General features: G+C 40.6%; 18 protein-coding genes and 1 pseudogene. 4 read left to right on the forward strand and 15 right to left on the reverse strand.

Going from position 1 to position 13725, the window contains the following annotated elements:
• The first annotated feature begins 2 nt into the window (after window positions 1-2).
• Window positions 3-2775: pseudogene (locus B2727_RS16505) on the forward strand (M1 family metallopeptidase).
• A 59-nt stretch (window positions 2776-2834) separates the two neighbouring features.
• On the opposite strand, the gene B2727_RS16510 reads toward B2727_RS16505, so the two are convergent.
• The 12 genes from B2727_RS16510 to B2727_RS16565 all read right to left on the reverse strand — a co-directional run bounded on the left by B2727_RS16510 (window position 2835) and on the right by B2727_RS16565 (window position 11188).
• The gene (locus B2727_RS16510; RefSeq protein WP_005202416.1) at window positions 2835-4199 is read right to left on the reverse strand and encodes an L-cystine transporter; all 1365 of its coding nucleotides are present in this window, start codon (window positions 4197-4199) and stop codon (window positions 2835-2837) included.
• Window positions 4200-4554: 355 nt separating this feature from the next.
• Window positions 4555-5139 carry an anthranilate synthase component II gene (locus B2727_RS16515; RefSeq protein ID WP_005202428.1) on the reverse strand — a complete coding sequence of 195 codons (585 nt, stop codon included), beginning with the start codon at window positions 5137-5139 and terminating at the stop codon, window positions 4555-4557.
• A 116-nt stretch (window positions 5140-5255) separates the two neighbouring features.
• A complete protein-coding gene (locus tag B2727_RS16520) occupies window positions 5256-5522 on the reverse strand; it encodes a hypothetical protein (RefSeq protein ID WP_291349715.1) in 267 nt (88 codons plus the stop codon).
• A 3-nt stretch (window positions 5523-5525) separates the two neighbouring features.
• On the reverse strand, window positions 5526-5777 hold the full coding sequence (locus B2727_RS16525; RefSeq protein WP_291349717.1) for a hypothetical protein: 252 nt from the start codon (window positions 5775-5777) through the stop codon (window positions 5526-5528).
• Window positions 5777-6184 carry a hypothetical protein gene (locus B2727_RS16530; RefSeq protein ID WP_291349732.1) on the reverse strand — a complete coding sequence of 136 codons (408 nt, stop codon included), beginning with the start codon at window positions 6182-6184 and terminating at the stop codon, window positions 5777-5779. Before B2727_RS16530 ends, B2727_RS16525 begins: the two co-directional genes overlap by 1 nt.
• 386 nt (window positions 6185-6570) lie before the next feature.
• Window positions 6571-7179: a lambda exonuclease family protein gene (locus B2727_RS16535; protein ID WP_291349719.1), complete on the reverse strand. Its 609-nt coding sequence runs from the start codon at window positions 7177-7179 to the stop codon at window positions 6571-6573.
• Window positions 7160-8008, reverse strand: coding sequence for a phage recombination protein Bet (gene bet, locus B2727_RS16540; RefSeq protein WP_161417494.1), 849 nt, complete (start codon window positions 8006-8008; stop codon window positions 7160-7162). The genes B2727_RS16535 and bet overlap by 20 nt, the downstream gene beginning before the upstream one ends.
• 10 nt (window positions 8009-8018) lie before the next feature.
• A complete protein-coding gene (locus B2727_RS16545) occupies window positions 8019-9077 on the reverse strand; it encodes a hypothetical protein (protein WP_291349722.1) in 1059 nt (352 codons plus the stop codon).
• A 29-nt stretch (window positions 9078-9106) separates the two neighbouring features.
• Window positions 9107-9235, reverse strand: coding sequence for a hypothetical protein (locus tag B2727_RS16550; RefSeq protein ID WP_291349723.1), 129 nt, complete (start codon window positions 9233-9235; stop codon window positions 9107-9109).
• A 42-nt stretch (window positions 9236-9277) separates the two neighbouring features.
• Window positions 9278-10147 (reverse strand): hypothetical protein, encoded by an 870-nt coding sequence (locus B2727_RS16555; protein WP_291349724.1) that lies wholly within the window; start codon window positions 10145-10147, stop codon window positions 9278-9280.
• Between the two features lie 111 nt (window positions 10148-10258).
• Window positions 10259-10762 (reverse strand): hypothetical protein, encoded by a 504-nt coding sequence (locus B2727_RS16560; protein ID WP_241345293.1) that lies wholly within the window; start codon window positions 10760-10762, stop codon window positions 10259-10261.
• Window positions 10763-10780: 18 nt separating this feature from the next.
• A complete protein-coding gene (locus tag B2727_RS16565; protein ID WP_291349725.1) occupies window positions 10781-11188 on the reverse strand; it encodes a hypothetical protein in 408 nt (135 codons plus the stop codon).
• Between the two features lie 200 nt (window positions 11189-11388).
• Between B2727_RS16565 and B2727_RS16570 the strand changes: the two genes are divergently transcribed.
• A complete protein-coding gene (locus B2727_RS16570) occupies window positions 11389-11631 on the forward strand; it encodes a hypothetical protein (protein ID WP_096910986.1) in 243 nt (80 codons plus the stop codon).
• On the opposite strand, the gene B2727_RS16575 is transcribed toward B2727_RS16570, so the two are convergent.
• The 3 genes from B2727_RS16575 to B2727_RS16585 are packed head-to-tail and all read right to left on the reverse strand — an operon-like array spanning window position 11632 to window position 12954.
• Entirely contained in the window at window positions 11632-11826 is a 195-nt protein-coding gene (locus B2727_RS16575; protein ID WP_096910987.1) for a hypothetical protein, read from the reverse strand.
• Between the two features lie 52 nt (window positions 11827-11878).
• Complete coding sequence (locus B2727_RS16580) at window positions 11879-12181, reverse strand: hypothetical protein (protein ID WP_096910988.1); 303 nt, start codon at window positions 12179-12181, stop codon at window positions 11879-11881.
• A 29-nt stretch (window positions 12182-12210) separates the two neighbouring features.
• Window positions 12211-12954 (reverse strand): S24 family peptidase, encoded by a 744-nt coding sequence (locus B2727_RS16585; RefSeq protein ID WP_033134831.1) that lies wholly within the window; start codon window positions 12952-12954, stop codon window positions 12211-12213.
• Window positions 12955-13055: 101 nt separating this feature from the next.
• Here B2727_RS16585 and B2727_RS16590 point away from each other — a divergent pair, with 101 nt between their 5' ends.
• Both B2727_RS16590 and B2727_RS16595 read left to right on the forward strand, forming a co-directional pair.
• Window positions 13056-13244 carry a Cro/CI family transcriptional regulator gene (locus tag B2727_RS16590; protein WP_291349729.1) on the forward strand — a complete coding sequence of 63 codons (189 nt, stop codon included), beginning with the start codon at window positions 13056-13058 and terminating at the stop codon, window positions 13242-13244.
• 8 nt (window positions 13245-13252) lie between these two features.
• Window positions 13253-13519: a hypothetical protein gene (locus B2727_RS16595; RefSeq protein ID WP_033134830.1), complete on the forward strand. Its 267-nt coding sequence runs from the start codon at window positions 13253-13255 to the stop codon at window positions 13517-13519.
• Window positions 13520-13725 lie beyond the last annotated feature (206 nt).

Raw genomic sequence — 13725 nt, forward strand, 5'->3', positions numbered from 1 at the left:
ATGTGTGGACGCAGCGAAGTGGTACACCATTTGCTGCGTCTTTTTATTTTAAAAACTACAGAGGACAGATCTCCTATGTTGGTCAAACCTTCATTTAAAAAACAATTGCTACTTACAACATTACTTTCATTATCTGCAACCCAGATTTTTGCATCAAATAGCAATGAACAAATTCCAATCGGCAAATTGCCTGAATGGGCCATACCCGAATCTTATGATTTAGATTTTAAAATTGATCCTGCACAAAAAAGTTATACCGGTAAAACCACCATTCATTTAAAACTGACCCAAGCAACCGATCATGTTTGGATTCATGGCAAATCTTTATCGGTAAAAGAGGCCAACATCCTATCCGCAGCTGGACAGAAAACCACGGCCAAATATGAGCAAGCTTCAGAAGTTGATGGTGTCAGTCTGATTAAATTTGCCCAGACATTACCAGCAGGTCAGTACAGCTTAGTATTGGATTTCAATGCCGATTATGATCAGCAACTGGACGGTATTTATAAAATTGAGTTTGAGGGTAAACCTTATGTCATGACTCAAATGGAGGCGATCAGTGCACGTCAATCCTTTCCATCATTTGATGAGCCACGTTTTAAAACACCCTTTAATATTCGATTAACCATACCAAGTAAATATTCAGGTTTTGCCAATACAAATCAAGTCTCTGAACAGACCGAAAAATCGGGTTGGAAAACTTTAAGCTTTGCCCCGACCAAACCACTACCAACCTATCTACTGGCATTGGCGGTTGGTCCTTGGCAAGTACAACAAGGTCCTGATATTGGTGCGACTGAGTGGCGTAAACAGGCGATCAAATTACGAGGTCTTGCACCCGATGCTAAGGCTGAAAAAATGCAGCATGCCTTGTCTGAAACTCCCGCAATTTTAAAAACATTAGAAGATTATTTTGCATTCGGATATCCATTCGACAAGCTAGATTTGCTTGCTGCACCTGACTTTGCGGCGGGTGCGATGGAAAATCCCGGACTGATTACATTTAGAGACTATCTAATGCTACTGGATAAAGACTCTCCCGTGTCATTTGTACAAAGCTCTTTTAATGTCAATGCGCATGAATTGGCACATCAATGGTTTGGGGATGTGGTGACCATGCCGTGGTGGGATGACCTGTGGTTGAATGAATCTTTTGCCACGTGGATGCAAAGTAAGATTACCCAACAATTACATCCTGAATTTAACGCTGATCTTGAACGTGTCGTTGATACTGCAGGGGCGATGAAAAGTGATAGCTTGGTCAGTGTACGCCGTATCAGTCAGCCAATTTTAAGCAATGCCGATATTCAAACGGCTTTTGATGGCATTACCTACCAAAAAGGTGCAGCTGTTTTAAATATGTTTGAGAGCTATCTAGGCGAAGACAAATTCAAACAAGGGGTGCGTAATTATATTCACAAGCATCAATATGGTAATGCCACAGCCAATGATTTAATTAGTTCCCTTGCAGAACAGTCTGGTCAAGCTGAGCGTTTTAGCAAAGCGGTGAAAAGTTTTATTGATCAACCGGGCGTACCTTTGCTGAGTACCTCATTGCAGCAACAAGGCAATAAAGTCTTTTTAAATGTGAAGCAAACGCGTTACTTACCTGTTGGTTCTAAAGGCGATGCCAACAGTCTTTGGGGGGTACCGTTATGCGTACGTTATGAAGTTCCCAATGCAGCAAGTAAAGTTCAATGTGAGTTAATCGATCAAGCGGAAGCTAAAATTGAACTCAAAGGTGCACGTATTAACAGTTGGTATATTCCAAATGCAGATGCAGCAGGCTATTACCAATTTAGTTTGCCTGAACCAGAACTTGCTCGTCTGACTGCCGCTACAGAAAAACTCTCTAATACTGAACAATTGGCCTATGCCTATGCTGTTTCAGCGGCATTTAACCATGGTGATATTAACCTGTTGGCGGTGGTGGATGTGGCGAAGAAGTTTGCGAACTCGAATAGCCGACAGATTAGTACGGCATTGTTTCAGCAGCTCAGTACAATCCAGCGCCATGTGCTGAAGACTGAGGCAGAACGTGAGCATTTTAGAAAAGTGCTCACGAATTTATATCTACCCAAATTAAATCAATTGGGTTATGCGAGCAAAGCAGGTGAGTCTGCTGAGGATAGTTTGTGGCGTAGTGAGTTAGCCCAATTTCTTGCATTGGAAATTCAGGTGCCAGAAGTGCGTGAGCAATTGTTAAAACAATCCGACGCTCTATTCGCTCAAAAGCAATTGAATTTTGCAACATTACCCCCCGAGCTTTTACCAACGATTTTAGCTGTACGAGTACAAGAAAAAGGGCAGCCTACCTTTGATCGTTTAGCGGGGGAGTTACAACACATCACGCAACCGACCCAACGTTTGGCGATGCTTACTGCCTTAGGCTCAGCAAATCAGGTGGAAACACGTCAGCAGGCACGTCAGTTAGTTTTAGACCCACGTGTGAAAGTTGGTGAAGTACGTACCGTGATTAACTCAATCAATAGCTATAGCGGTGAACAAGGCGGACTTTGGTCATGGTTTAAGGCCAATCACGATGCTGTGTTTGATCGTTTAGGTAAGTCTTCTGCTGGACGCTTCCCTGCATTGTTTAGTGGTGCAGCTTGTACACAACAAGAAGCGACGCAGTTGAATGCCTTCTTTGCACCGAGAACAAAAGAGTTGGTCGGAGTCGAGCGTGGTTTAAATCAAACCAAGGAACGGATTCAACTGTGTGAATCCTTAGTGGCGAAACAAGATGGTTCGCTCGTGCAACAGTTGAAGTTGTAATTTATTCAGTTATAAAAAAGCCAACGATGATGCGTTGGCTTTTTTATTTTCAGTGTGTTTTAAGCATCATTATCGGGCTGTGGATTTCTGACACCGAGTAATTGACTGGTCGCTGTGCCTGCAGTCATCGAACCGTTGACGTTTAAAGCAGTACGGCCCATATCAATCAATGGCTCAATTGAAATCAATAGCGCAACTAAAGTAATCGGTAAGCCCATGGCTGGGAGGACGATTAAAGCAGCGAAGGTTGCACCGCCACCAACGCCAGCTACACCAATCGAACTGAGAGTCACCACCACAACCAATTGGGCAATCCATAACGGATCAAGTGGATTGATACCCACTGTTGGCGCAACCATAACCGCCAGCATCGCAGGGTATAAACCAGCACAACCATTTTGACCAATGGTTGCACCAAAGGAAGCCGAGAAGCTGGCGATACCTTCAGGCACACCCAATTGTTTGGTTTGTGCTTCAATATTGAGTGGAATACTCGCGGCACTTGAACGACTGGTAAATGCAAAAGTTAAAACAGGAAAAACTTTCTTGAAAAAGTCGATTGGATTGACACGTACAAACAGCAAAATCAGCGCATGTACGAGGAACATGATTGCAAGTCCAAGATAAGATGCAACGAGGAACTCACCTAATTTAACGATGTCGGCTACATTTGCTGTTGCCACCATTTTAGTCATCAATGCTAATACACCATAAGGCGTAAATTGCATCACTAAGCGGACAAGACTAATCACCAAGGCTTGCAGCGCTTCAATCCCGTGTCTGATTCTTTCGCCATTGACGGTGTCTTTATCCATCAGTTTAAGTGCTGCCACACCTAAAAATGCAGAGAAAATCACCACACTGATGATCGCTGTTGGACGAACACCGGTTAAATCAGCAAATGGGTTTTGAGGGAATAGTGAAAGCAAGAGCTTTGGAACATCTAAATCTGTCACTTGCCCAATGTATTGACTTTGGATGGTTGCCAGACGTGCTGCTTCTTTGGTGCCTTGTACCAGTCCTTCAGCCGTTAAGCCGAATAAATTGGTGATTCCAGCACCGACAAGTGCTGCAATAGCCGTGGTCACTAACAAGATACCAATCACGAGTACACTGATTTTTCCAAGAGACGTGGTTTGATGTAGTTTCACCACTGCACTTAAAATTGAAATGAAAATCAGTGGCATGATCACCATTTGTAATAGTTGTACATAACCATTACCAACAAGGTTAATCCATGCAATTGAATGTTCAATAACAGGGTTATCACCATAGACCGCTTTAAGGGCTAAACCAAAAAAGATACCTACGATCATACCGATCAGAACTTTTTTGGAGAGACTCCAATCTTTACGGTAGCTAAAAAACAATCCTGCCATGAGCAGGACGAAAACAATAATATTCAATAAAACCAAGGTATTCACAATAGGTTATCCTGATAGATCATTCAGGGGGAATGCTAAGAACAATGACTTAGATTCTATCATCCAGCCGCCCTGAAACTTAATCATTCCTATGACTATAGTTAATCTAAAAAAGTAAAATGCAATCAGACAAAACAGAAATTGAGGATTGAACTTACTTTTTATAACGTGTGAAAAGTGGATTAATTATTGAAAAAGAATGACTTGTTTTTAAGTGTAAGTTTTCAGATTAATTTTAATGCTGAAAATTTGTGCAGTATGTATGAGTTATATATTGTTTTTATATGTTCAAAATAAAAACAGCCTACTTATAAAAATAGGCTGTTTAGATGCTTAGTATTGTTAAATCTTGAGATTAAGCATAAATATCCAAGAAGTTTTTGAAAATTTGATGGCCGTGTTCACTCAAAATAGACTCAGGGTGGAATTGCACACCTTCCACAGGAAGTGTTTTATGTTTGACACCCATAATTTCTTCAATCGTACCATCTGTTTGATTGGTCCAGCAGATAACTTCTAAGCATTCAGGCAAAGTTTCCTGTTCAATCACCAGTGAATGGTAACGTGTAGCGGCAAAAGGCGACGGCAAGTTGCTAAAAATCCCTTTGTCACTATGGTGCATATCGGATAGGCGGCCATGCATCACTGTTTTAGCGCGAATGATATTGCCACCAAAAGCCTGTCCAATCGCTTGATGACCTAAGCAAACGCCAAGCAAAGGAATTTTGCCAGCAAAGTGATTGATGGCTGGAATAGAGATACCCGCTTCACTCGGTGAGCAAGGACCCGGGCCAATCACCAGATATTTTGGCTGCCATCGCTCAATATCCTCTAATGTCACTTGATCATTACGAACAACTTTTACTTCTTGATTCAACTCGCCAAAGTATTGAACGATGTTGTAAGTAAATGAGTCATAATTGTCAATCATTAGAAGCATTTTAGAATCAACCTATTGATTATATTAAATGTTTGATTGAGTACTGTGTGGTGTTACTCACATTGTTACTCACATTAAGAAAAGTGGCTGTTATAAATAAAGTAAAGCCGCTTTACTTAAGCGGCTAATGTAGCAGATTTTGATTCTCTTGTGACTACCTCATTCACATATGAATTTAGGTAGTAACTGAATCGACCATCTTTAATAGGGGATTCAATTTCACCTTGTTGTATTCTGGAATAAAACTTTGTTTTCTTCCAATTCAGTCTACGGCAAAATTCTTCAATACAAACTCGCTCCTCATTGACTCGGGCTAACTGCTGTTTCATTTGCTTAACCTCAAGCAAAATCTCCTGAAGAAGTTCTTGTTCGCTTGTTTGCATCTATCACCCCTCCGCATCCGCTTTTAAATCAATTCTTAGCTCTCTACCATCTTCACAGAGGAAACTATGCCGCTGGTCTTTCTTTTGATCATCATGCCAAGTGATTTCATCTAGTCCATTGTGAATGTCTAGTGCTTCACAGTTAGCTTTAAAAGCTATTATTCCATCAGCAAGCTCAGCCATGCAGTCATGCAATCTGTCTGAAGGAACTTTTAATAAGTCAGACAAGGTTCTAATCTCGTAAGAATTTGACATTAAGATTCCTCCGCATCCGCTTTTGCTTTTTCGAAAAAGCGTTTAGCCTCTTCAAAATCTGATGTTTTTAATATTGGATAGCCTTTTTTATGACAGTCAACTATCTCACCAAACTTAAAAACACGTTCAGCCATTTCTAAATTGTCACACCAGTACATTGCTTCATTAAACCAAGATTCTGTATAGAACATTTCCTTGGCGTGATCTTCTGCAGTACCTTCCCAAACTTGCACCTCAAAGCAATCATCGAAAATCTCTAAGGCAAATTCATTTCCTTCCTTCTCATTCATGCTTTTGTAGCGAGCAACTGCCTTTTCTGCTAATTCTTTGGATGCAGCAGGGCATTGCTCAAACGGGCTATCACATTCAGGTCGGATAGCTACACACCATAATTCTGATTTACTCATTTCCGCCCTTGCTGCTTCTATCATTGCCTTATCAATAGCCTGTCTTTTAGTCTCAGAAATTGACTCTCGTATATAATCCCACCCAGAAATATAATAAATTTCAGCAACACATTGGCCTTCTGCAATTAACTCCCCATCATCAGACCAATGAGTGTGTTGGCAGATAGTTCGAGTAGGGGTGTCGGCTAGCAAGAAATCCAACCGTGCCGTATCTTTAGCTTGATCTTTTGGCACCACCACGCAGCCTTCAAGCTTTTTAAAAACACTACTGAGCATTTCAGCAAGTTCATTTGCATCAATAATTGGTAGCTGTGGATGAGCATCTTCAACAGCAAATGATTTAACTGCAATCCACGACTGGATTTCATTTTCTAGAGTTTCAATATTCATGCTGCCACCTTCAAAGTTTCAATTGCGTCATCGATTGCTTTGTTAAACTTGCAAACATCTTGTTCTAATGCTTCGATTGCCAAGTCTTTAGCAAAGACGCGGATAATAATGATTTGTAGTTCAGGCTCTAACCGTGGGTCAAAGCTAATAAAGTCACACCACTCACGACGAGTACAAGACAATTGGCTTGTGATTTGTGGAATGTGCTCATCAGGAACTTGCTTAGTCAGAAGCGTATTCAAATGTGTTGTAGTATCTGGGCACTTAGCTTCAATCTGACCATCATCACCAACGAGTCCATCTGGTGATGCGCCGAACATCTTGATAAAAGGGTGGTTGATCAGTCCAGTGCCAACAACAAAACTACCAGTCTCATTTTCATAAGCTGTGATTGCATGGGGTTCGTTGTCTACACCCCATTGCATGGCGGTATTAGTGAAGATCTCCTTCTGAACGCCAGTTAGGCGCTCAGCTAGAATTGTTAATCCCAATGCATTTAAAGCTTTGCCCTTACTGGGCTTTGCATTTAAATCTTTAACTCGGCTTGCTGTGACTTTGCCACAGCGTTCCGCATACCAATCATCACTACGCTGGAGAATGTTCATAAACTTCTCCTTGTGGTTGATCAGCACGTTGAGCAGCTTCTTTTAAAGAAACACTATGAATTGACCAGAAGTATTTTTTGCATTCGCCTTTAGGTAATTCAACATAGCCAGTCTGCAAAGCTTCTGAACCTTCCATTGCTAATGCACGCATATTGTTTAAGTGTTGATCTTCAAAGTCTTGATAACCTTCAGGGATATTGGGTGTAACATCCTTAACAGGTTGACCACTTTCAGCAATTCGTTCTGCTTCGTCTTGGTCGTGAATGCCGACGAAGCCGAAAGCCAAACGAGCACATTGAATTGTTGCTTTGTGACGCAAGAAGCGTGAAGGGTGACTTTGCCATGGACCTTCTACCACATAACCTGTTTTTGATTTGAATGGTGCGCGATAACATTCGGATAGATACTCACGAACTACAGTTGGATGTGTACGATCTTTACGATAGATCACGCACTCAACCCATTCAGGTGCGTCAACTTTTGCACCATCCATGCGAACCATATTTTCTGAAAACTTAAACTCCATTCCATCAAAGTTAGAGTTTCCATTGATAATGCGTGACCAACCATCAACACCAACCACTGGAATAATCCCTTTGTTTTTGTCAGGGAAAGCATAAATTTCTTTAGTCCATGGGTTTAGCTTGTACTGACCTGCAACAATTAGTAGTGAAGCCATTTGTGCATCCGTAGCTTGTGTTTCAGTACGGAATGCAGTTTGAATCAGTGTTTCTTTCAACTCTTGAGGATTAACATTTGCCAATCCTAAAGTTTCAGCAACGTGTGTAATCTGAGTTGTGATTAAAGTATTTTGTACTGGTGCATTCATTTTTTAATCCTCAGTATTTGATTGAAACGTTTGGAATTTGGTTGCGAGCAATCGCAGTAATGACAGCTTTTGCTTGACCTTCATCAAGACCAATTTCACAAAGCTTGTTAAGAATTTCGTTATTGATAGAGCGCATATGTTCAACATTAGCCAAACGCGCTTCTTCTGCTTTACGTTCGGCTTCTTCTTTGGCTGCTTGTTCACGTTCGATACGCTGACTTTCCATTACAGCAGCTTGTTGTGCGCGCAATTCGGCTTCTTCTTTCTCAGCAATTAAGCGAGCTTCACGTTCAGCAGCTTCACGTTTTTCACGCTCAGCTTTTTCTTCAGCTTCTTGCTTTTCACGCTCAACTCGACGTTGTTCAGCTAATGCTTTAGCTTCAGCTTCAATACGTGCTTTATCGGCAGCTTCTTTAGCGATACGCTCATCACGTTCACGTTGTTCACGCTCTAATTGTTCTTTGCGTAAACGCTCTAATTCAGCTTGTTCAGCTTCATATTTTTCACGCGCAACAAGGGCAGTGCGTAACTTTTCAAGAGTCTCAAACTTTGCAATTTTTGCTTCTTGTTCGAATTCTTCAAATGAAGAGTCAATGCAGACACCCTCCAGGTCATTAATAGCGACTTTGATATTTTCGCTTGTCCACTCAGTAGGGTGGTTTTGCAAAAGATCAGCAGGCATCTTGATACCAATGATTGCGTCTTGATGCTTCTTCACACGATCTTTTTCCGCTTGCTCCCACGCATCACGCGGTGCAAGAATTTCATCACGCAAAGCATCCATGCGCTTCACAAACTGAATGCGGTCATCATCAACTAGCTTGATTCGAGCCTTTTCTTCTGCAACCAAGTCTTTCGCATATTTTTCAGCAAGTGTTTTTGATTTACTTACTTTTGCAGCGAGAGATCCAATTGCATCACGTCCTTTTTTAGTGGTCACATCTGGAACATGCTTTCGGACTTCTTCAGCAATACGATCAACCAATAAAAGACTTCCGCCTTGAGTTGCAAATGCCTGAACAATCACGTTTTGTTCTAATACTTGTAATTCATTAACTTGAGCATTCATAACCTTCTCCTAAGCTGCTAAAACTTTGACTAATGCTTTTGTGTAAGATTCACTGCAAGACCAAACACGTTGATTAACTCCGCATTTGCAGTGCCATGTGTAGCCGCCTTGAGATAGAAAGCGGCTGTTAGTTGTTGATCCACAAGCCTTGCAAACATGAGTCTCTGACTTGATTAGGCTTTCTAAGTTCACTTGAGCGTTCATTGTTTAATCCCCCTCAGCGCTGCAACAACTTGCTTGATTTCTTCTTCGGTGCGCCAAAAACCTATGCCTGAATCTATAAAATCGTCACATTTAATTTTTTTGTAGCCACTAATCATACTGCCATCCAAACACCAAGCCTCTTCACCATCCTTCGGCTCAAAAGGCGCTGGAATCTCTAGGCTCAGGGTTATGGTGCGGGGTTTTAGGCGGAAGCTCCATGTTGTATCCTCATTCAAGAACAATCCAAGATGGTATTGATTCCAAAAATGATCAGTGATTGTTGTCCATCTGTCTGCAACTGGATCTTTACTGCATTTATACTGAACAACACCCTCGGCTATGCGCTCAAGAGCTTCACGCCCACTAATCAGGGCTTGTTCTTGGGTTGACTGGCGATCCCAAACCAACTTAGGTCGTGTTACATACAGCCCAATCGGATAGGTATTTTGAAAAAAAATGTCTTCGCTATCATGGTGCTTTAAAGCCATAACAGCAGACTCGGGAATTTCAATCCACTTTTCATTGCCCAGCATCTGTTCTTTAACTTCACACCCAGTTAATTTGATATACATATAACCTCGTGCTGGATCTAAATATTCACGAACTTTAAACTTGCTTTTAGCAACAAGGTCGCGAAGCTGAGGTAGGGTGAGTTCAGGAATATCTTCATGGCGCCCCCATGCTTCAACACGATCCCATTCAATATGATAAGGAGGTGCATAAGCTAGGAAATGCCCACAATTTTGTATCTCTCTTGGAACCCAGTCCTTAGCGTGTTTTTGGTACCCAATAAGCACCAAATCATCTAAAACTTTCAATTTTTCAGAATCTTCTAAATCATTCACTTTGATTTTGTAGTTTTCCATCTCAAGCTCCCATCACAGCAGGGCAGATATGCGCATACAGAACATAAAGGAATGCGATAAACACCATAAAGAACACAACCATTAAGGCTTTGATTGATTTTTGTTGGTCGATCATGCTGTTTGCTCCTTCAAGTCTGCGCTGAAGTCACCTTGCTCAGGCTTTCCAAATACAACAGCCTTGGCAATTGTTTCCATAAACTTTGAGGTTGCTTTGGTAGACCAAAAGCAAGAGTTACGATTCTTTAACGTCCGTATTCCAATGCTGTGTAGCTCTGTACCAAGATGCTTTGCTACTTCTTGATCTGCTTTAAATCCATCCCAAAGATCACCTTTAAAAGTATGCAAACGAGCAGCTTGTACTTTAGGGAACATGCAAGAAGGCTCTTTAATGCGGAGTTGAATCTTTGCGCCCCCAAATCCCTCTGTTGTTCCTGGTGCATGTTGATATACGTGTACAAGTTCACCACAGCGAGAAAAGATTGCGCATCCAACACGCTCATACAGGTCAAAATTATGCTCGTCTATAGTCACACCAAGGGTTCCATGAGGAATTGGAGAACCACTAAACATTCCAATTTGCCCAAGGTTATTAATTTCAATTGAATAAATTTTCATTCTTCTTCTCCGAAGCCCTTAAGCGGGCTTTCTCAATTCTTGTTCGATTACTTGGACGATCTCTTGAACGCTGTAAGTGCTTAAGTAGTGGTTAGGTACTTCACCGTTTTCGTCATAGACACGTGGTTCTAAGATTTCTTTGACTTCAACTTCATTCCAAGTATCACCAACGCTATTGCGTTGAGTAGAGAAGTCAGCAACATACTCAAACTCAACAACGTATTGCTCGTTTAGAGTCTCTACAGCAGCTTTGCTTGACTTAACGTTGATTGATTCGAGTTTGAATGGGGCAGTTACTTCAATCTGCTCAACTAATGGAGCAACTTCTTGTTCTTTCGCAGGGCTAAATGCATAAGCTGCTGTTAGCATTCCCATCACTCCAAGTGCTGTGCACATTGGTTTGACTACGTTCGTTTTTATGTTCATACTTAAATCCTCTTTGAGTAAAAGTCCCTGTCCGTCGAAAGTTAGGGACTTTTTTGTTGTTGATGAGATTTAGTTTACCAAAGGAAACTTGTAAGTCAACAAAAAGTTTATTAAAAGAAACTTTAATTTTTATGTTTGGAAACTTTATGTTTTAATAGACAAAAGAAAACCCACACTGGGTGGGTTGGATGGAGTTTGTTATGAATCAAACAATGATTTTTATATCTATTATTTTAAACACGTTTTTCATATCTCATTTTTTACTATCTGCTTTTGAGGATTCAACATGGTTTAAAAAGAAATGTTTATCTAGAGCAAGGCAAAGAGTAAAAAAGCATGTTGAAGAGAGAAAGGAGCTAGTAAGGCAGCTACGAAAAAGACAGACCCTAACAAAAGATAAAAAACAAATATATGGTTTCCCATGGTGGCCTTGGTTCAGATAATTACCATTTCCAAGGTCTTGCCAAAACCACAGAAGCTATCACGGTAATGACTGTAGGGATGATCCAGATTTGATGTTTAATAAAATACCTGACGATTGAGTGCGCAACCTTAGAGGTCCAATGTCGATCAAGCCCAATACCAAACTCATAACTTACCCACTCACCGTTCCACCATTTTTTTATTTTTTCGAACATAATTCCCTCTTAAACTCTGTCAGGTTCACAGTTTTATTATTCAATACACATGTCAAACGTTTGAATATTTTTCCAAAAATTCATCTATCCATCCTTGCGCTACATCAAGATTGGTTATGTCAGTAAGTTTTAGATTGGTTTCTTCTGCCTCATTAAATCCTTCAATGATAGCCTCAAAGATATTTGCCTCAACTATGATCTCGCGTGCTATTTCCGCAGCATCATAGCTTTGCTTGGCCTTTTTAAGGGAGGCTATTTGTTTATCTATTCCTGCACCAATTTTACCTAATGCCAATTTAAACTCTTGGCGATTGATCGTTAGTGCAGTTTTGGATTTATTGAGCGTTGCGATCATTTTGTTCTCTTTTATTTAAGAGGTTTTATTTATCCAGCACGCCAAAATTGACGTCCCATTACTCTGAAATTTAAACCATTCTGCTCAGTAACTTCACGATCTCTATATTTTGAGTTCAAACTGTGGAGAATAAGTTTTCCGCCTTCTTCCTTGAATATTTGTTTAATCATGCCTTCACCCTCAAAGTAAACTGCATAGATCTCACCATCAATTATTTCTGTCTGGGATATATCAATACCTACAAGGTCCTGGTCATGAATGAAGTCAGACATGCTGTCACCCTTTGCTTTAATGATTCTCATACATTTAGGATCAATATGTTTTCTATGAAAAAATGAAGGTGGGAAAGGGAATTTTCCATTGATAACATCAAAGTGAAACTCAATTGACTCACCTGCACCACAAGAAAAATTTGCTTCCACTACATCAATCCAAATAAAGCCATTTTCTGTTTCATAGTCAATGACAGTAGGCTCATGTATGTCATTCACATCAAAAGAAGATTCATTAGTATTTTTTAGTCCATGTTTATCCATGAACTCTTGCATTTTAAATGTGTTTAATTTTTCTGGCTCTTTCCCAAACAATAACCAATCTTGAGATGTTTTAAGAGTCGCTGCAAGGGCAGGCATATACTCTGCTTTTGGAACATTTGTACCTGCCACCCATTTAGATACAGCTCCTTTTGTAGCACCCGTTGCGTCGACCAAATCAACTTGGCGAACTTTAAGCTCGGTCATTCTTTGAATAATACGATCACTTATAGAGCTCATAAAAAATTCCTCATTATTGTTTCCTATAGTAAACAAACATATTGCCTTGTTGATAAACTTATGGTTTACTAATGGAAACTATAAGTTTATAGAGGTAAACCATGACTGTAGATGATTTAGTAACCCACTTTAAGGTTGCTAAAGACATTGAATTAACTGGAAAGCTGAATGTAACTCGGGGAACAGTAAGCAAGTGGCGTTCAAGAGGTATTCCTCGTAATACGCAAGCCAGAATTCAAATCTTAACTAAAGGCAAACTTAAAGCCGATATACAAGCGTTGAGCGCTTAGGAACAACCATGACAAAGCGAAAACCTAAAAAGGATGCGTCTATTACGATCCATATGCCTACTGACCATAAGGAGCAATTGTCTTCATTGGCAGAAATGCTAAGAGCAGGACAGGGTGCAAGTGAGTATGTGTATGAAACGTTAATCAAGCCTCATCTCCAACAATTGAAAGCTGAGACAAAGATTAAGCAAAAGATTTTCGGTTTAACAGAGAACGAAAAGAACCATGAGCATCAAGCAGATTTATGCGACCGCTCAGAAAGTACAGGCAAATAAAAACCGCTTTCCTGCGCGAACAGGGTAGCGGTCGCGTTCAATCGGAGATAAATCTTATGAACCATCAAATATTAGCAGACATTGAACTAAATCGGAAGATTAGTTTGTTTCAGAAAGCGGTTGAGGCTTACACGCTTCATCGATCACTCAAAAATGCAACTGCTTTGGCTAAGGCTAAAGCTGAGTTGGCTTGTTTTGTGTGGGGT

Source organism: Acinetobacter sp. UBA991, from assembly GCF_002292065.1.
Classification (GTDB): domain Bacteria; phylum Pseudomonadota; class Gammaproteobacteria; order Pseudomonadales; family Moraxellaceae; genus Acinetobacter; species Acinetobacter higginsii.

Coding starts and splice junctions, on each gene's coding strand:
- B2727_RS16515 (WP_005202428.1), bottom strand. CDS start 5,139: ATGCTTCTAATGATTGACAATTATGACTCATTTACTTACAACATCGTT.
- B2727_RS16520 (WP_291349715.1), bottom strand. CDS start 5,522: ATGCAAACAAGCGAACAAGAACTTCTTCAGGAGATTTTGCTTGAGGTT.
- B2727_RS16525 (WP_291349717.1), bottom strand. CDS start 5,777: ATGTCAAATTCTTACGAGATTAGAACCTTGTCTGACTTATTAAAAGTT.
- B2727_RS16530 (WP_291349732.1), bottom strand. CDS start 6,184: ATGAGTAAATCAGAATTATGGTGTGTAGCTATCCGACCTGAATGTGAT.
- B2727_RS16535 (WP_291349719.1), bottom strand. CDS start 7,179: ATGAACATTCTCCAGCGTAGTGATGATTGGTATGCGGAACGCTGTGGC.
- bet (WP_161417494.1), bottom strand. CDS start 8,008: ATGAATGCACCAGTACAAAATACTTTAATCACAACTCAGATTACACAC.
- B2727_RS16545 (WP_291349722.1), bottom strand. CDS start 9,077: ATGAATGCTCAAGTTAATGAATTACAAGTATTAGAACAAAACGTGATT.
- B2727_RS16550 (WP_291349723.1), bottom strand. CDS start 9,235: ATGTTTGCAAGGCTTGTGGATCAACAACTAACAGCCGCTTTCTATCTC.
- B2727_RS16555 (WP_291349724.1), bottom strand. CDS start 10,147: ATGGAAAACTACAAAATCAAAGTGAATGATTTAGAAGATTCTGAAAAA.
- B2727_RS16560 (WP_241345293.1), bottom strand. CDS start 10,762: ATGAAAATTTATTCAATTGAAATTAATAACCTTGGGCAAATTGGAATG.
- B2727_RS16565 (WP_291349725.1), bottom strand. CDS start 11,188: ATGAACATAAAAACGAACGTAGTCAAACCAATGTGCACAGCACTTGGA.
- B2727_RS16570 (WP_096910986.1), top strand. CDS start 11,389: ATGAATCAAACAATGATTTTTATATCTATTATTTTAAACACGTTTTTC.
- B2727_RS16575 (WP_096910987.1), bottom strand. CDS start 11,826: ATGTTCGAAAAAATAAAAAAATGGTGGAACGGTGAGTGGGTAAGTTAT.
- B2727_RS16580 (WP_096910988.1), bottom strand. CDS start 12,181: ATGATCGCAACGCTCAATAAATCCAAAACTGCACTAACGATCAATCGC.
- B2727_RS16585 (WP_033134831.1), bottom strand. CDS start 12,954: ATGAGCTCTATAAGTGATCGTATTATTCAAAGAATGACCGAGCTTAAA.
- B2727_RS16590 (WP_291349729.1), top strand. CDS start 13,056: ATGACTGTAGATGATTTAGTAACCCACTTTAAGGTTGCTAAAGACATT.
- B2727_RS16595 (WP_033134830.1), top strand. CDS start 13,253: ATGACAAAGCGAAAACCTAAAAAGGATGCGTCTATTACGATCCATATG.